The sequence below is a fragment of the Nostoc sp. DSM 114167 genome, from assembly GCF_052692655.1.
The window spans coordinates 6,074,941-6,091,125 of sequence record NZ_CP195116.1 but is presented as its reverse complement, the minus strand read 5'-3'; the positions used below and the strand labels follow the sequence as shown (position 1 = coordinate 6,091,125).

At 39.8% G+C, this 16,185-nt stretch carries 17 protein-coding genes; 8 read left to right on the top strand and 9 right to left on the bottom strand.

The genetic code is table 11. The annotated features are described in order from the left end of the window. Positions 1–108: 108 nt before the first annotated feature. Positions 109–1,125 (bottom strand): Vgb family protein, encoded by a 1,017-nt coding sequence (locus NSTC731_RS25955; RefSeq protein WP_445627449.1) that lies wholly within the window; start codon positions 1,123–1,125, stop codon positions 109–111. 309 nt (positions 1,126–1,434) lie between these two features. On the opposite strand from NSTC731_RS25955, the gene NSTC731_RS25950 reads away from it, so the two are divergent. The 3 genes from NSTC731_RS25950 (at position 1,435) to NSTC731_RS25940 (ending at position 4,273) form a co-directional block, all read left to right on the top strand. Beyond that, complete coding sequence (locus tag NSTC731_RS25950) at positions 1,435–2,250, top strand: class I SAM-dependent methyltransferase (protein WP_445627448.1); 816 nt, start codon at positions 1,435–1,437, stop codon at positions 2,248–2,250. Between the two features lie 488 nt (positions 2,251–2,738). Then, entirely contained in the window at positions 2,739–3,380 is a 642-nt protein-coding gene (locus NSTC731_RS25945) for a DUF4232 domain-containing protein (protein ID WP_445627447.1), read from the top strand. A 101-nt stretch (positions 3,381–3,481) separates the two neighbouring features. Further along, positions 3,482–4,273, top strand: coding sequence for a GH25 family lysozyme (locus NSTC731_RS25940; protein ID WP_445627446.1), 792 nt, complete (start codon positions 3,482–3,484; stop codon positions 4,271–4,273). A 99-nt stretch (positions 4,274–4,372) separates the two neighbouring features. On the opposite strand, the gene NSTC731_RS25935 is transcribed toward NSTC731_RS25940, so the two are convergent. The 5 genes from NSTC731_RS25935 to NSTC731_RS25915 all read right to left on the bottom strand — a co-directional run bounded on the left by NSTC731_RS25935 (position 4,373) and on the right by NSTC731_RS25915 (position 9,077). Beyond that, positions 4,373–4,810, bottom strand: a complete 438-nt coding sequence (locus NSTC731_RS25935) for an NUDIX hydrolase (RefSeq protein WP_335002491.1) — start codon at positions 4,808–4,810, stop codon at positions 4,373–4,375. Positions 4,811–5,104: 294 nt separating this feature from the next. Further along, complete coding sequence (locus tag NSTC731_RS25930; RefSeq protein ID WP_445627445.1) at positions 5,105–7,225, bottom strand: glycoside hydrolase family 10 protein; 2,121 nt, start codon at positions 7,223–7,225, stop codon at positions 5,105–5,107. A 274-nt stretch (positions 7,226–7,499) separates the two neighbouring features. Beyond that, complete coding sequence (locus NSTC731_RS25925) at positions 7,500–8,072, bottom strand: HdeD family acid-resistance protein (RefSeq protein ID WP_445627444.1); 573 nt, start codon at positions 8,070–8,072, stop codon at positions 7,500–7,502. A 183-nt stretch (positions 8,073–8,255) separates the two neighbouring features. Next, entirely contained in the window at positions 8,256–8,801 is a 546-nt protein-coding gene (locus NSTC731_RS25920; protein WP_445627443.1) for an alpha/beta hydrolase, read from the bottom strand. Positions 8,802–8,861: 60 nt separating this feature from the next. After that, positions 8,862–9,077: a bromodomain-containing protein gene (locus tag NSTC731_RS25915; protein WP_445627442.1), complete on the bottom strand. Its 216-nt coding sequence runs from the start codon at positions 9,075–9,077 to the stop codon at positions 8,862–8,864. 283 nt (positions 9,078–9,360) lie between these two features. On the opposite strand from NSTC731_RS25915, the gene NSTC731_RS25910 reads away from it, so the two are divergent. From NSTC731_RS25910 to NSTC731_RS25895, 4 genes are all read left to right on the top strand, one after another. Then, positions 9,361–9,603 (top strand): DUF2281 domain-containing protein, encoded by a 243-nt coding sequence (locus NSTC731_RS25910; RefSeq protein ID WP_445627441.1) that lies wholly within the window; start codon positions 9,361–9,363, stop codon positions 9,601–9,603. Beyond that, a complete protein-coding gene (locus NSTC731_RS25905) occupies positions 9,588–9,782 on the top strand; it encodes a hypothetical protein (protein WP_445627440.1) in 195 nt (64 codons plus the stop codon). The genes NSTC731_RS25910 and NSTC731_RS25905 overlap by 16 nt, the downstream gene beginning before the upstream one ends. Before the next feature lie 1,455 nt (positions 9,783–11,237). Continuing rightward, positions 11,238–11,699 carry a pyridoxamine 5'-phosphate oxidase family protein gene (locus NSTC731_RS25900; RefSeq protein WP_445627439.1) on the top strand — a complete coding sequence of 154 codons (462 nt, stop codon included), beginning with the start codon at positions 11,238–11,240 and terminating at the stop codon, positions 11,697–11,699. A 281-nt stretch (positions 11,700–11,980) separates the two neighbouring features. Then, positions 11,981–12,184 (top strand): ChaB family protein, encoded by a 204-nt coding sequence (locus NSTC731_RS25895; RefSeq protein ID WP_334841609.1) that lies wholly within the window; start codon positions 11,981–11,983, stop codon positions 12,182–12,184. A gap of 28 nt (positions 12,185–12,212) precedes the next feature. On the opposite strand, the gene NSTC731_RS25890 is transcribed toward NSTC731_RS25895, so the two are convergent. After that, on the bottom strand, positions 12,213–12,818 hold the full coding sequence (locus NSTC731_RS25890) for an HPP family protein (RefSeq protein ID WP_445627438.1): 606 nt from the start codon (positions 12,816–12,818) through the stop codon (positions 12,213–12,215). Positions 12,819–13,464: 646 nt separating this feature from the next. Here NSTC731_RS25890 and NSTC731_RS25885 point away from each other — a divergent pair. Next, complete coding sequence (locus tag NSTC731_RS25885) at positions 13,465–14,040, top strand: DUF411 domain-containing protein (protein WP_445627437.1); 576 nt, start codon at positions 13,465–13,467, stop codon at positions 14,038–14,040. Between the two features lie 40 nt (positions 14,041–14,080). Here the strand turns inward: NSTC731_RS25885 and NSTC731_RS25880 are convergent, their stop codons facing one another. Then, positions 14,081–15,025 (bottom strand): tetratricopeptide repeat protein, encoded by a 945-nt coding sequence (locus NSTC731_RS25880; protein ID WP_445627436.1) that lies wholly within the window; start codon positions 15,023–15,025, stop codon positions 14,081–14,083. 241 nt (positions 15,026–15,266) lie between these two features. Continuing rightward, positions 15,267–15,659 carry a hypothetical protein gene (locus tag NSTC731_RS25875; RefSeq protein ID WP_445627435.1) on the bottom strand — a complete coding sequence of 131 codons (393 nt, stop codon included), beginning with the start codon at positions 15,657–15,659 and terminating at the stop codon, positions 15,267–15,269. Positions 15,660–16,185: the final 526 nt, after the last annotated feature.

Genomic DNA, 16,185 nt, shown 5'->3' with positions numbered 1-16,185 from the left:
TCTCCAAATTGTAGTAAATTCAATTTAGATTTAAATTTTTGGGTATTTGGAATCAAAATGCTCAAATCGCCTGGGGTTCCTACTCAAACTTTAGTAATTGCTGGATTTTTATGATGTAGCTTTCTGCTTACGGCTAAGTACCTTGCTTGCTCCTAGCACAGTACCAAGTGCCAACACAGCTAACCCCATTCTAGATTCAGGAATAGCAGTGCTATTTTCAGTGAAAGCCAAAAAGCCAGCCCCATTCAACCCACCTCTACCGACAGGGACAAAGGTATCAATAAAAGCTCCTGTCTTGCCGTCGTAACGTAATACATTGTTACTATTTAAACCACTAACGTAGAGGTTGCCGTCAGTACCAAAGATTGGCTTTACAGGGCCGTTAAGTCCGCCACTACCAGATGGGACAAAAGTATCGATAAAAGCTCCCGTCTTACCGTTATAGCGCAAGATATTATTAGTCCGAAAGTTAGCGACGTAGAGATTACCGTCTGGTCCAAAGCTCAAGCCATCAGGTTCCGACCCTTTTTCCTCTGTAGCAAAAGTATCAATAAAAGCTCCTGTTTGCCCGTTATACCTTAAAACACTATCAGTCAGACTACTACTTACGTAAAGGTTCCCGTCTGAACCAAAGCTCAAACCAAAAGGTGCAGTGAGTCCGCCGCTACCGGAGGGGACAAAGGCATTGATAAATTCTCCTGTTTGCCCATTGTAGCGTAGAACATTATTACTAGTGCGGCTGTTAATACTGGTAACGTAGAGGTTGTTGTCAGGTCCAAAAACTAAGTCTTCAGGTGAATCTAGTCCACCACTACCTGAAGGAACAAAGGTACTAATGAAATTCCCTGTTTTACCATCGTAACGTTGGATACTACCGCTCAAAATACTACTAACATAGAGATTTTTATCGGGTCCAAAAGTTAAACCAGTTGCTCCCTTTAGTCCGCCACTACCGGAAGGAACGAAGTCATCAATGAATTCTCCCGTTTTTTCGTCGTAGCGCAGAACGGAGTTATTATAATAACTCCCGACTAAAAGCGCTGCATTAGCTCTTGGCGCTATCCATCCTAGTAAGGCAAAACCGACCAGTGGAAGACTGATCTGACAAAAATTGAAAAATCTCATAATTTTTTAGCTCAAACAATCATACTTACTAAGTACAGTTAATCATATATTCGTAGAATTTCTGTTACTAACTCAAGTTGCTAGTTATGTAAATAGGCGATCTGAATGAATACTTAGCTTCGGAGACGGGGATGTAAAATCAAACCCACGACAAGGCAATCTTTAGCAGGATGCGAAGGAATTTTGGAGTGCCTACTTTGTTTGATGGTAATCTTGCAAACAGTATCGCGACAATCGATATTAAATTGGTCTTCGATCCACGAGACTAAATAAAATGAAGTTAAACTCAAAAGCTAATAAAACTAGCTTATGCAAGACTCTAAACAAGAAATAAATGCCAGAGCTTCTATAGATTTAGAACAGCGAAGGAATTGGTATTCTCCCGTAGCTGATATTTATTACAACGCTAGACCAAAATATCCAAAGGAACTGATTGAGCGGTCTGTCGTTTTAGCCCAACTTGACTCAGATGCATCGATTCTTGAGGTCGGTTGTGGTCCAGGAAATGCGACAGTAGCTTATGCTCAATTTGGTTTTTCAATGACGTGTATTGAGCCAAACCAAGATTTTTGTCGTTTGGCACAACGCCATTGTGCAACCTATCCAAACGTTGCAATCCACAACACCTCATTTGAGGAGTGGGAACTAAAAGCAAAACAGTTCAATGCCGTTCTATCTGCTAATGCCTTTCACTGGATACCGTCAGAAATTCGGTATGCCAAGGCAGCAACGGCATTACGCGACAACGGGTTTCTCATCCTACTATGGAATCTCAGACCTGAACTGAAATACGAAGTTTACCAAGCGATCGAGCAAGTGTATCAAGTTTATGCTCCCTCACTTATCCGCTATGAAGGTGCAGAAACTCAAGCGGAAATTTTGAGAGGGTTTGAACAAGACATTCTAGACTCTGGTTATTTTAAGGAATTAGTGACTGAGCAAATCGCGTGTGAGGTGAGGTACAGCATCGATGACTTCTTTAAGCTATTAAGTACCATGAGTACACTGGAGCCAAAGGCGAAGGAGTTGCTATTTGCACAATTGCAAGAAAAGCTGAGGAACTTTGGAGACAGTGTAAACCTCTCGTTTCTTTCTGCTGTTCACGTTGCCCGAAAAGATGGATAAGCTGTTGAATTTGTTATGTAATAGACTTCTTGGCATTTGTCGGGGTAAAGGGGAAGGTGGGGCCCCTGAAGGGGATAAGGGGCCAGGGTGGTTTCATACGAAAAAAGAAAAATACATAAGTCTTGATTTCTCATATATAACCATAGATTTTGACCCCACTTCCATTCCTCTCCCCGTTGGCGTCAGCCTGCCGTTAGGCAAGCGGAGAGAGGCTTTGAAATCTATTTTTAGTTTTTCTCTCGTTGTATGAAACCACCCTGCTCTGGGGATAAGGGGCGGGGGAAAAGGGTAAAAGAGTAAAGAAATTCAAAACCTTTTCCCTTTAACCTTTTCCCTTTTCCCTCTCTTGCAAAAATATATTTTTGCAAGAGGTCTAATGATGCAGCAGAACAAGTCATTGGAGCGGACGTGCATAACCCTTGTAAATTTGGAAACTTATACTGTATATGAAGCATCAGTGTAAGTAGTTCACTACAAAAAAAGAAGATATGCGAATTCTAATTGTGGAAAGCAGTCTGTTATTGCTCCTAACTGCAATGACAACTGGCTGTGTCGGTTCTTCCTCTGTTACAAAACAGCCGCAAGCTTTGCCAACAATCACTGAACAGCCGACGAAAGAAGCTGTGTTGAACTCAACACCTACACCGACTGCAAAACCTATAGAGCATTCTACCCCTGAAGCCACTACTGCCACAAATCCGACGCGCTGTGAAACTAGCCAATTATCAGTGCGCCGAATTTCCGAAGATGCTGGCGTTGGGAATGTTGCACTCACCTACGCCTTCACCAATAACGGCTCATCCCCTTGCACCCTCTATGGTTATCCGGGACTGGGACTACTGGATGCAAAAGATCAACCTTTGCAGGGGATTAAAGTTATTCGCTCCAAGGATACTTACTTTTCGAGTAAGCAACCTCGACAACAAGTAATTCTGGCTCCTGGAAAACAAGCCTCATTTCAGATAGCATACAACCACATTAATTCCCCAGATCAAAACTGCCCAATGTCTAGTAAAATTCAAATCACACCTCCTAATGCTTACGAGCACTTGACCCTTACAGAACAAATCAAGCCTTGTACAGGCAAAGTTAGAGTGACTCCAGTACGAGCCGTTAACACTCAACCCTAGTAAATTTCTGTAATTTACTCAAATACCCAAAAAAAGCATAAATTTAATCAAAGCCTCTGATAAGTTCAGGATTGTACTGATCAAAAAGGTTAAAAAATTTTATGGAAGGAATTGATGTTGCCGATCAAGATGGCAGAGTAGATTGGACGGCAGTAAAAAACTCTGGTAAAACTTTTGCGTTTGTCAAAGCCACAGAAGGAGCTAGCATCAAAGACTCTCTTTTTGCTCATCACTGGCAAACTATGAAAGCTGTTGGTCTGATTCGCGGTGCTTATCATTTTTTTCACCCTCATACATCCGATCCGGTGCAGCAAGCAAAGGAATTCTTAAAAACTTTGGGCAAATTAGAACCGGGAGACTTACCACCAGTTCTGGATGTAGAGGTAACTGACAAAGGAAGTAGCCAAGCTGTAATTAATGGAGCGAAGTTGTGGTTAGCAGAGGTGGAAAAAGCCCTTTTGCAACAAACAAAAAAACCAATCAAACCAATTATTTATACCTTCCCCAGTTTTTGGGAACAACTTGGTAATCCATCTGATTTTGCTACTTATCCGTTATGGATTGCCCACTACGGAACTCGAAACCCAACTATTCCTGGTGCTTGGCAAGGACAATACTTAATCCATCAATATGAAGGTGATATATCTGGTGTAACTGGTGTTAGTGGTCGAGCCGATTTGAATAGATTTAATGGATTGCAGCTAGGAGATTCTGGGCTAAGAGTAAAACAATTACAACAGCAATTAAAAGATATTGGCTTATATACTGATGCCATCGATGGGCGTTTTTCTGAGTCAGTTAAGAATGCAATTGTTAGTTTTCAAACATCTAAAAAATTGCAAGCTGATGGAATTGTCGGTATAAAAACTTGGATAGCTTTACTATGGATTTAAGTAAGTAGGTGTGAATAAGCAAAGGTTTGTGGTCAACGGCTCCAAACCTTTAATTAATTTTATATTGTATAATGTAGTTTGATTTATTGTGGTTATTACTTAACATCGTAACGAACAAAATTGAGATTCGACCTGGAAAAAACCTTTCAAGATTCGTTTGAGTGAATTAAACTTAACTCGCCTAATAGCTTTCTTCACTTCTACCCACTGCCGTTTTCTTTTAGTTGCTTCTGGATAATCTTCACTCAGCATATCAACTGATAGTAAATACATCTTGACGCAGTAAATTTTGCCTTGTTTGCGGTACTTGTAAGTTCCTAGTTCATTTGCATCCACTTGCCCAATTATCCCTGCTTCTTCCCACGCCTCTTTGGCTGCGGAATCAGGTGGACTCATGCCATTAGGAATATCTCCTTTGGGAATCACCCAGTGTTGAAAGTCACGAGTTGTAATTAGCAAGATTTCAACTTTACCATTGTTCACTCTGTAAGGAATTACCCCAGACTGTATAAACACTTTACTGGCTTTTCGAGTCATGTAATTTACATCCTGTACGTCCTAGCTTTTTTGTACAATGTTTACTTCAGAAATTCTAGAGCTGATACCGGATAAATTTGGGTTAATCTTAAGTTATGAAAAGGTTAAAACTATTTTTTGCTTATAAGAGTTAATTATTCAAAAAATTTCCAGCATCAGTGTTTAAGCGGGTGATGATGGTTTTAATGCCGCAGTTACAGTATTATTGTCAGACTGGTTTTATCTTGAAGAGTCAGACCCCTATTCGTTACTTGTCTCCATAAAAGTTATCAGGAATCTGGGCAACACTGTTGTTCAACTAACTGTAATAACTGTTCCCGCACTCTCGTTGGCTAATCTATCCACTGCACACACGGCATAGGTTCCGGCTTGTTGGACGGTAGCGAAGGTTGTGCCAGCAGATAAAATTCGTTGAATTGTCCAAGTATCGCCACTTAGCCGATAAAGTGTCCAGGAACGAACTGGCTGATTATCTCCAGGCTGCCAACTTAATTTGCGGTTATTGACTTGTAGTTCAATGGGTGGAGATGGTGGTGTTGTATCTTGCCAAGGCAAAGTTGGCGGTAAGGCAGGTTTGTTATACAGCAGACTTTGAAATTTATCAGCAATGCCCTGACTATTTTCTGTCAAAACACTGAGATTAAAGAAGATATTCCCTAGTGACAACCGTCCAGCTTGGCTACGACTAATTTTCACCTGCTTTTCAATCTCATCACTTTCGCGACTCTTGTTGCTTGGTTCTGTCAAATTGTTACCAGCATAAACGTGTCTTTGCTTTGTGTTTACTTGTGTCCACCACTGTAGCAACGCTGGATAACTTTGTTGTGGTTGGTCTGTGCGCCAGTAAAGTTGAGGAGCAATATAATCAATCCAACCTTCTTCTAACCATTTTTTTGAGTCGGCATACAGCACATTGTAAGCATCCAATCCAGTGATACCCGCGGGTTGACCGGGGCGATAAATCCCAAAAGGACTGATACCAAATTTAACGTCGGGTTTGGTTGTTTTAATCCCTTGCCAGAGGCGCTGTACCATTTTGTTAACATTGTCCCGTCGCCAGTCGCCAAGGCTGAGTGTACCACCAGCTGCTTTATATGCAGCATAGGTTTTATCATCGGGGAAAGACTGTCCCTCAATAGGATATGGATAGAAATAATCATCTAAGTGAATGCCATCAACATCGTAGCGCTTCACTACATCGAGAATTACGTTATACGCCCTATCCTGAACTATTTTTAGTCCTGGGTCCATCCAGCGTTGTGTTTTCCACAAATAAACGCTTTCTGGATTAGTAGCTGCGATGTGGGGACGGACTGTTTTCGCTGGGTCGGTGGAAGTGCTAGCGCGGTAAGGGTTAAACCAAGCATGGAGTTCAAGATTATGCTTATGACATTCTGCGATCGCAAACGCTAAAGGATCGTAAAATGGTTCCGGTGCTTTCCCCTGAGTTCCTGTAATCCAAGCACTCCAAGGCTCTAATCGAGATTCATACAAAGCGTCTCCCTCTGGTCGCACCTGGAAAATCAGAGCATTGAAGTTTAGCGCTTGTAATTTAGTAATAATCTCGGTAAGTTCTGCTTTTTGTTGAGCAACAGAAAGTCCCGGTTTGGAAGGCCAATCACCATTCCACACAGATACTACCCATGCTCCCCGGAATTCCCGGCTATGATTTACCCTAACGCTACCGATAGGTGTGGGCGTTGGAGTTGGTATTGGTGTCGGTGTTGGAATTGGAGTTGGTATTGGAGTTGGCGTTGGAGTTGGAGTTGGAGTTGGTGTTGGAGTTGGAGTTGGTGTTAAGATTGGCGGCTGTACTAAGTAACTAGAGGCAATTTTTTCTGCCTGACCTAAATACACCAAAGCTTGATAAATAATCACTGCCACATCTGCACGAGTAGCTGCGAGATTAGGATTGAGTAATTTAATATTTGGAAAACTAACCACCAATCCAGCGCTGGTGGCAATAGCTACATGATTTCTACCATACTCAGGAATCTGTACAGAATCCTGATAAATCTGTGAGAGTTTTGAGAGCAGGTCAGGTTTTACCTTGGTAGCAATTTCTAAGCCTGCTACCAAGGAAACTAAGACTTCTACCCTAGTAATTCGGTTAGCTGAACGGAAAGTTTTATCAGGGAAACCGCTAATAAATGCTTTTTCGTAAGCTGTTTTAATGGCTGCTGCTGCCCAATAATTCGTGGGTACATCAACAAAGGAAACATACTGCCGCTTCTTGGAAACTGTCCCAAATGCGTTGGCAATAATTGCGGCAAATTCAGCACGGGTAAGTGAATTATCAGGGCGATAAGTGCCATTAGGCAACCCACTGACAATACCGCGTTGGGCTAAGGCTGTTATAAATGAGCGTGCCCAATGGTTTTGAATATCCGAGAATGGAGTAGCAATAGATACCATTGTTGATTGCAGCTAGCTGGCCTTGATTTTGATTTCCTTTGTTAATTTAGCAATTTTGTTGGCGTAGGCATAGCCAGCCATAGGCATCGCTGCTGCAATGTCGTCTTGTAAACTTTAACTACTTAAGTTTGAGAATGGGAAATGGGGAAGGGGGAATGGGAAATGGGGAAGGGGAAAAAACCTTATCTTAATATATCGAGCCTTCCAATCCTTTTCCCCTTACCCTTTCCCCTTTAACCGAGCAGTATTGCCCCCCACTCCCCACTCCTATCTACTAAGTAGGATTTGCAGCTTCATTAGTAGGATTTGAGGTAGAACGCGCATTCAAAGATAGCATGACGCGTGAAACGCCAGTGAAAATAATGCTGACGCCAACTAGTGTACCCAGAAGCCAGGGTGCGTTGAAGGGCCACTGGAACCAAATCATTGCGCCTAAGACCAATGTAATAATCCCATCACCGAGTATCCACGTCCAGTTTTCTTGGGGACGTAACCGGAATGCCAGAATTAACTCGAATGTACCTTCAGCCAGTAAAAAGCTGCCAAGCAACAAAGTTAGTGTGAGTACACCTGTAAAAGGATAAACAAACAACATTATGCCGGTTGCAATATAGAGTCCGCTCAATAGAAGTTTCCAAATAAAACCTCCCTGCTGGCGGGTTTGAGTGGCATAAACTAGTTTTGTAAATCCGGCGAAAATCAAAATCACCGCAATCCAAGTTTCGGCGAATATGGTCGATAGATTAGGCGCTGCGATCGCAATCACCCCTAAAATACTCAAGAGAACACCTGTTATCAGTGACCCATTCACATTTTTGTTAGTATTTTTAGAAACATCGGTTGTCATAAAAATCCCTTTCCTATTTTTAGACTAAACTCTACATTTAGGTTAGGGAATTTTTAATTAACACAGTATGAACCCTAAGATAGACTCATCAGTATTAACTTCGTTGCGATCGTGATTAAAATTTACGACTATTGAGATACTAAATCAATCATCAGATCGCAACTGTATTGTCTCTAAATTACCCTATAATAGTTCTGCAAGATTGCTGAGACGTTCATAAACAGAAATAAGACGATCTCCTTCAAGTTCAACAGAAGTATTTGGATAATTCTGAATGGCTCCAAGTAATGTCACTTCACCATTTTGTTGAATAGATGTACTTAAAGCACTTCGCAATGCTTGCTGGTCTAATTGTCCTGCGGGAGGATGAACTACCTCACCAATTTGGTTAACTAAAATTGGCCCTGCCCAACTAGCTAGTAAACTATTCAAAAAAGCAGCATCAGCTTTTATTGGGGCTTTCAATGCCTTACGAGCTACTGCGGGGTCTTGTTGCGCCGCCTGTAAATAAGCTCTTAATGTTGGGGTAGTCTTGCCAGTTTCTGTAAACTGACTTAATTCTTCAACAGATACTTGCCCCTGAAAAGTACCATACTTTAAAATAACTTGCTCGGCAGCATTAGCATTAGTAGTTGAAAGAACAATAGCACCTACACCTAAAGCTACAGTCTGAGTGAGTAACTGAGTAAATTTATTATTTAATCGATTGACAAGTTGCGAAATCTGCATTTTGTTAAACTTGATAATGGTATGGAACAGACATAAGCAAAAAATGCCTATGTCTTCGGATTAAATTTTGTCATTAGGCAAAGCTGCATGAGGTAGTATTGATTGATCTTCGTCTAAAGTTGGTGCAGGTACGCCCAAATGCTTCCTTGCAGTTTCTTCAGCAAGCTTTCGGTCTTGTTCGTTCTCGAACTGGCTCTCATCTAACAAATGAGGATTTTTTGCTGCTTCGTCTCGGCTTGGTCGATAACCATTTTTCCACCTATACTTCCAGTCCATAGTTTAAAAGGCAGATATACTGCAATTTGATTTCCTAGTTGCTTATATTAGACGCTGAATGGAAAGTGATACTCCTGCTATGGGTTGAAGAGGCTCATTCAGAAGGTATAAATTTAACATCATCTTAAAGTAGTAATACTCTATTACCCTAATTTTAAGGCAATTATGAGTTGCGATCGCAAATGTAATAACGATTGTCACTAGCTGCGATCGCTACTGGTGTTATATAACATTTTACAGTTGCAGGATTTGTTTGATTTTATATTTTTATTCAAAAACAGATATGATAAATATTATTTTAGATATTGCCCAAATACAGAATCAGACAATTATGCTTAAAGAACAGATTACACAAGAACTAGAAAAATTACCTGAACCTCTGTTACAGGAAATTTTAGATTTTGTTCAATTCTTACAAGCAAAGTATCAAAAAGATAAAATCTTAGAAATCACTATTATGAGTGAATCATCACTGCGAAAAGATTGGTTAAGACCAGAAGAAGATACAGCATGGCAGGATTTGTAAAAGGAGATGTTGTTATTGTTCCATTTCCATTTTCAGACTTAACTGGTACAAAACGCAGACCTGCTTTAGTTATTGCTACTTTTCAGAGAGACGATCTGATACTTTGCCAAATTACTAGCCAAGCTGTTGGCGATATCTATGCCATTCAATTAGATAATAGTGATTTTAGCTACGGTTAATTAAATCAGCCAAGTAATATTAGACCAAATCGAGTTTTTACTGCTGATAAACAAATTATTTTATATCAAGCAGGTCAAATAAAACTTGAAAAATTAACAGAGGTTATTAATAAAATTATTGAAATTATACAGTACTCAAACCCGTAGTTGTATCCAGTATTTAATTAAGTTGGACTGGTGTCAGGTGGTTCGGTAACTGGCGGTTGCGTCACAGTTCTACCTACATAGATTTGGTGCGTTTGATTGTAAAACAACGCCAAAACGGTTGACTTGGGAGGAGTTTAGCAATACTGTTGCTGGCAAAGGTTTTGAATTTGGGGGAACTGATACCAATTCAAAATTCAAAACTTGTACTGAGCGTAGTCGAAGTATTCAAAATTAAGAAAGTAAGAAGTAGCATAGGTTTGGGCGTTTGCATCTGTATCATATTTTTTGTGAAATGGTATGAGGTAGTTACAGCTGGGTTATTAGGATTAAAATGAACAAGTATTTTTCATCACATCTGAAGCCTCGGAAACCTAACCCCCCTAGCCCCCCAACACTCACAAGGGAATGGGGGTTTCAAAGCCTCTCTCCGCTTGGCTAACGGCAGGTTGACGCCAACGGGGAGAGGAATAGAAGTGGGTTTTATAGTATACTTTGCAACTTTTCAAACAACTTCTAAAGGCGAACCGGAAGCAGGCTATGTACAGCCGTGATTTTTAATCGTCAGGTATATTTGCTGATTGCTTTATCAAAAAGCCTAATTGCTTTATCAAAATATTAAAATACTTTCTCAAAATACCGAAATGCTTTCTCAAAAGGTTTCAATGCTTTCTCAAAATACTCGAATGCTTTCTCATTTCGGTGTTTTCAGCAAGCAAAAGGCTTAAATGCTTTATCAAAAGGCTTAAATGCTTTCTCATTTTGGTGTTTTCCGCAAGCAAAAGGCTTAAATGCTTTCTCATTTTGGTGTTTTCCGCAAGCAAAAGGCTTAAATGCTTTCTCAAACACCAGTTTAGTTACTCATTTCAGTGTTTTCCACAAGCTAAATGGCATTTGACTTTTTCAAACGGATCTATGCCTTCTTTCCTGTTCCCTACCCACGCAAGTAAATTCTCCGAATTAAACCGGATTCCTATATGTCTGCTAAATTATGACTTTATCAGCCAAAGTTACAGAAGCACTTTGAATTTAGTAGAAAATTTATTAAATTTATGTCTAAAGAAATAAGCGCAAAATTAACCTGACTATACCTAAAAGTTGTGTATGCACAGAATAGTCATTCTCAACAAATATCTCTATAGATATAACTAAAAAAGCTACTTTTATTATAATTCCACCTTTAGACTCACGCAATTTAAACTAAAAAGGTTAATACTAAAAAATAACATTATCAAAATTAGATATGGTTGTAATCAAAAATTGCAACCTAGACAACAAACAAATAGATAAATAGAGAAAAAAGTACAAACAATGGCAACTTCTACTGACCGCGAGCAACAGATTCAAAAACTGCGTGAACTCATCAAAGATATTGATTATGGGATGTTTACTACAGTCGATGATGATGGCAGCTTGCATAGTTACCCGATGTCAAAGAGTGGTGAGATTAACTCTGATAGCATACTCTGGTTCTTTACTTATTCTGATTCCCATAAGGTGACTGAAATAGAACATCACGAGCAAGTCAATATTAGTTTCTCTTCACCCGAACAGCAGCGATACGTTTCTATCTCAGGTACAGCACAACTTGTGAAAGAGCGCAACAAAATGCGACAGCTATGGAAGCCGGAACTTCAAACTTGGTTTCCTAAGGGACTAGATGAACCTGGTATTGCTTTGCTGAAGGTAAATATTAACCAGGTTAATTATTGGGATAGTGTATCGAGTTTCAAGCCACAAACAATTAGTTTTTTGACAACATCACGCCTTTAAGTAATTAATAATTCGTAGTTAAGAATTCAATGACGAATTATTTAAAACGTGTAATTATTGTCCGAAATTGCGACAGTTGTTAGCGGTATTGAGTAACTGAAAGCACTGCATTGAAATTCAGCGATCGCCCGTGGCTGGCTTTTAACTAATGCAAGTGGTGTGCGTTAGCGTAGCTCACCGCAGGTATCGCTGTCAGCCATATGCTGCTGATGAAGGCAGAATCAAACATGGTTTTCCACCCTAAAGCAAAGCACAAACATGAAACTGGAGAAATAAAAGTTATGCCTTACAAACAAATTGCAGACTTACCAGATTCAGTCAAAGAAAACTTACCCAAACACGCCCAAGAAATTTTCCGAGCTGCATTTAACAGCGCTCAAGAACAATATGGTGGAGAAGAACGTGCCTTTCGAGTCGCTTGGAGTGCGGTAAAGCGCGATTACGAAAAAGGCGATGATGGGCATTGGCACAAAAAACCAGAATAGAATTCAATACGGTTCGATTAAGGTTTTCTTACAGCCAGTGCTTGGGATAAGTCCTCTCTTGTGCCAGATTATTAAAAACCACAGCACAAAGCACCAAAATAATAGAACCTTGTAAAGCAGGTGTTAATAGAAATTGCCAAGGAGCTTTTGTCATCATCACGACTAAGGCAACTGCTCCTGAAGGTGGGTGTACAGTTCTAGTCAGCTGCATCATCCCAATGGCTGTTGCTACTGCCATTCCCATTGTCCAAGGTGACGAACCAAAAAGATGTAAAATAATTAGGCTGACTAAGGCAGCTACGAGATTACCACCAATCACATTACGGGGTTGAGCCAAAGGACTGTCTGGTACACCAAATATCAATACACTGGTAGCACCAAACGGAGCCATAAGCAGAGGAGAATGTGTTTTCACAGACAGGTAAGCCGTTGCTGCGATTGCTAAGAAACTACCAAGCCAACTCCAAAAAATATGTTTGTGATGAGGTTTCTCTATAGGACATGTTAGAGGACACGAGCGCCAGGTTCCACTTACCTTAAACCAGTAATTATTCAATTTCAAGTGAAGATTTTTGTAATGGAATAATCTTAAATAAGTAGAATTAGTTCGTTTTTTTGGGAAATTTCCTTTCATAAACTCCACAATAATAAATAAGCATCAACTTAGAAAATATGAGTTGTGACATTATACTGTAGCTAGTTATCAATACCGAAATAAACAAACACATCTATCTCAAGTTTGTTAGCAAAAATAGTATCTTTCGGTTGATATACTTAAAGATAACAATGCACACAGTAGTACCTTTCCAAATTGTAGATAAGGCATCGACTAGATTATTTATTCAAGACATTAAGAGCAACATTTACATAGACCTACTAACGCTAAATTAACAAGTCTAATAAAATATTGCCTAATGTCATGATTTTATAACATTCTACCATTAAAGGATCTTAGAAATTTTTCAATAAAGCATATATTACATAGAAAAAAAACTATCATAGCTATAATATTTACTTATAGATTGCCTGGATTCGTTCCATAGTGACATACTCACGCTTACCTGATTACAGGTAAGCGTGAGTATGTCACGTGAAAGTCCCACATTGAGCAAATATCCCGCCCAGAACTAAAGTTCCGGGCTGATAAGCGAAAGTCCTCTTTTAGAGGACTAAACAAGAAATTTAGTTTAGTCCTCTAAAAGAGGACTTTCGTTATGAGACTCGGAATTTATTCCGAGGCGGGATAGATACAATAGCAATATATATTTAGGAAGTATCAGATGTCACACAAACAATTGATTTATTGCTGGCAAAAATGGTTACTTCCCATTTTGATGCCTGCCATTGTGCAAATAGTGGTTCTAACATTAGGGGTGTTGAGCATTTTGGGAAGCACTGCTCCTATAAGTCATGCTCAAGCTGTTTTCAGCAGTAGTCACATCCAGGAGCAACAGACACAATCAAAATCAACAGTGCTAAATGCCACTGTATATCGCAGTCCCGATTGTAACTGTTGTGGCGGGTGGATTGAGCACTTAAAGACACAGGGTTTTAAAATCACAGATTTTTCTGAGCCTGACATCGAAACAGTCAAACAAAAGTACAACGTGCCGGATGACTTGTCATCTTGCCACACGGCAATTGTTAATGGATATGTTATTGAAGGACACGTCCCAGCAGACGACATCAAACGTCTGCTTCAAGAAAAGCCAAATGTTGTTGGTTTATCTGTTCCGCAAATGCCTGTAGGCACTCCTGGGATGGAAATGGGGAATCGAAAAGACCCGTTTTCTGTGCTTTCTTTCGATCGCAAGAACTCAGTTGCAGTATTCAATAAGTATCCTGGTGAGTTCTGAGTCAATAGAAAGAATCTTTTAACTCAAAACTCAGCACTCTTTATTTAGAACCAGTTTTGATCGACTGCGACAAATGACTTAACCATCTCCTCAACCAGAAAGTAGATGATGCGCTTGCAATATTTTGAGAAAGAAACTCAATGGCATGGTTACAATCTTGCAGGCTGGCATCGAGTCCCATTGCACGATAAATTTCACGAGCATTGCAAAAGGCATCCATCGCTTCTGATTCTCGATTGATTTTTTCTAACACCAAACCCAAATTAAACCAGGCATTTGCTTCTCCGTTTGGGTCATTAAGATCGCTTCTAATCTCTAATGAATGCTGATAAAACTCCAACGCCCTTTGGTACTTTCCTAAAGCCTTATAAGCACTGCCCAATCCACTCAAGGCCATGCCTTCAGCATTGCGATCGCTGATGAATTTCGCCAGCCCTAACCATTGTTGGTAAAATTCAATTGCGAGTTGGTAAGATCCCAACGATTCATAAATGTTGCCCAAACTTCCCAGGCAGATGCATTCCCCTGTCCAATCGCCTGTTTTCTTCGTTATACTCAACCATTGTTGGTAAAGCTCTATCGCTTGCTCGTACTTACCCAGGTATTCATAAGTATTACCCAAGCTTGCCAAGCAAAGACCTTCCCCAGTGCGATCGCCTATTTTCCTGGTAATACTCAACCACTGGTGATAATATTCAATCGCTCGCTGGTATTTGCCCAGTGATTGGTAAGCGTTACCCAACCCAGATAAAGATTTGGCTTCTTCTAAGCGATCGCCTATTTCTTTCGCTATATCTAACCATTGTTGATAAAACTCAATTGCTAGGTGGTACTCGCCTAGCGACTGGTAAGCATTGCCCAAACTTGCCAAAGAAATCACTTCCCGATTGCGATCGCCTGTTTCTCTGGCTTTTTCTAAACACCGCTCTTCATACTCAATGGACTCAATATTATTTAGTCCCCCGGATCTTATTACTTCTGTCATTCTCTATAGAAATTTTTGCTCCATAAGCTGACGATTATACAATTTTCTGTGGCTTTAGCACAGGATAAGTGCAACTTATGTCAAAATTTAGAAATTATTCTTGAATATCAAGCTTTCTTATATAGTTTTCATACACAGCGATCGCTATGTATAAAAAGCTTTTATCTATCCTTAGTAACAAGCATACAAATATACCATACTGAAAAACTTAGCTTTCTCAAAAGATATGAGAAAAACCAAATTAATCAGCAGCAGCATAATCTGGCAATACGTTGAGTTCTGAATTAACAGCACTTAAATAATTTTGATCGTTTAAAACTTGTGATGGTAATTTATTTGCATTCACAGCAGCTTTAACCAAATCTTTCGCAAGAATATTTCTATTCAAAGTTTTAAGTACTAGCGCTTCTCCACTAGGAATACCGTGTTGTTGCAGACCTCCTTGATAAGCAAAATGAACTAGATTCAAAGGCTGGAGGTAATTCGCAGAAGTCGAGTTCGTGGATAAATTATTAGAGTTAACAGCTATTGTTTCATTGTTGTTCGTAGTAGCTGTTTGAGCGCCAGCAATTCCAGGTACAAGAGTGATAGAAGCAAAAATCAGTGCAGAATTTATTAAGGTAGCAAGTTTCATAAGTTATATTTAGGTAAAATGCGATCGGTGTTCCTTAGTAATAGAGTCCTCTTTATTATTAATCTCAACTTCCTTCAGTCAGGTCATCTGATCGGTTGATATATGACTCACCCAAAAGGGTGAGCTCATTGAGTGATACAAACAGCAATGGAAACTCAGTTGAGTCTAGATACAACAAAGATTGGTTGAAATTGTCAAGTACTTACAGCAGAATTCAGAATTCACGAGCATACACTACTACAGACTTTTCAAACATCCTTTTAGACCAGAGAGCGAGTGAAAAGAGGCTTTTCGGAATTTTGCACAGATGCGGTAATCATAAGTAATTAACCGGACTTGATATCATGGGTATTTACCCGGATGTCAGAGAAAAACACTGCGTGCCGCTTTGCTAAAGCGTCTCTACATACCTAAAATTCTTTCTTAGAAGGAAAAACTTGACACTTAAGCGCTTGTTTAGTATAAATGTACTATAAAAGCGCTTGATATTGCATAAAACTTTACCACTCCCGACTACGCTAATAGG

Coding starts and splice junctions, on each gene's coding strand:
- NSTC731_RS25935 (WP_335002491.1), bottom strand. CDS start 4,810: ATGACTCGAAAAGCCAGTAAAGTGTTTATACAGTCTGGGGTAATTCCT.
- NSTC731_RS25875 (WP_445627435.1), bottom strand. CDS start 15,659: ATGAAACTTGCTACCTTAATAAATTCTGCACTGATTTTTGCTTCTATC.
- NSTC731_RS25895 (WP_334841609.1), top strand. CDS start 11,981: ATGCCTTACAAACAAATTGCAGACTTACCAGATTCAGTCAAAGAAAAC.
- NSTC731_RS25955 (WP_445627449.1), bottom strand. CDS start 1,125: ATGAGATTTTTCAATTTTTGTCAGATCAGTCTTCCACTGGTCGGTTTT.
- NSTC731_RS25890 (WP_445627438.1), bottom strand. CDS start 12,818: ATGAAAGGAAATTTCCCAAAAAAACGAACTAATTCTACTTATTTAAGA.
- NSTC731_RS25930 (WP_445627445.1), bottom strand. CDS start 7,225: ATGGTATCTATTGCTACTCCATTCTCGGATATTCAAAACCATTGGGCA.
- NSTC731_RS25905 (WP_445627440.1), top strand. CDS start 9,588: ATGGCAGGATTTGTAAAAGGAGATGTTGTTATTGTTCCATTTCCATTT.
- NSTC731_RS25910 (WP_445627441.1), top strand. CDS start 9,361: ATGATAAATATTATTTTAGATATTGCCCAAATACAGAATCAGACAATT.
- NSTC731_RS25880 (WP_445627436.1), bottom strand. CDS start 15,025: ATGACAGAAGTAATAAGATCCGGGGGACTAAATAATATTGAGTCCATT.
- NSTC731_RS25925 (WP_445627444.1), bottom strand. CDS start 8,072: ATGACAACCGATGTTTCTAAAAATACTAACAAAAATGTGAATGGGTCA.
- NSTC731_RS25945 (WP_445627447.1), top strand. CDS start 2,739: ATGCGAATTCTAATTGTGGAAAGCAGTCTGTTATTGCTCCTAACTGCA.
- NSTC731_RS25915 (WP_445627442.1), bottom strand. CDS start 9,077: ATGGACTGGAAGTATAGGTGGAAAAATGGTTATCGACCAAGCCGAGAC.
- NSTC731_RS25940 (WP_445627446.1), top strand. CDS start 3,482: ATGGAAGGAATTGATGTTGCCGATCAAGATGGCAGAGTAGATTGGACG.
- NSTC731_RS25885 (WP_445627437.1), top strand. CDS start 13,465: ATGTCACACAAACAATTGATTTATTGCTGGCAAAAATGGTTACTTCCC.
- NSTC731_RS25920 (WP_445627443.1), bottom strand. CDS start 8,801: ATGCAGATTTCGCAACTTGTCAATCGATTAAATAATAAATTTACTCAG.
- NSTC731_RS25900 (WP_445627439.1), top strand. CDS start 11,238: ATGGCAACTTCTACTGACCGCGAGCAACAGATTCAAAAACTGCGTGAA.
- NSTC731_RS25950 (WP_445627448.1), top strand. CDS start 1,435: ATGCAAGACTCTAAACAAGAAATAAATGCCAGAGCTTCTATAGATTTA.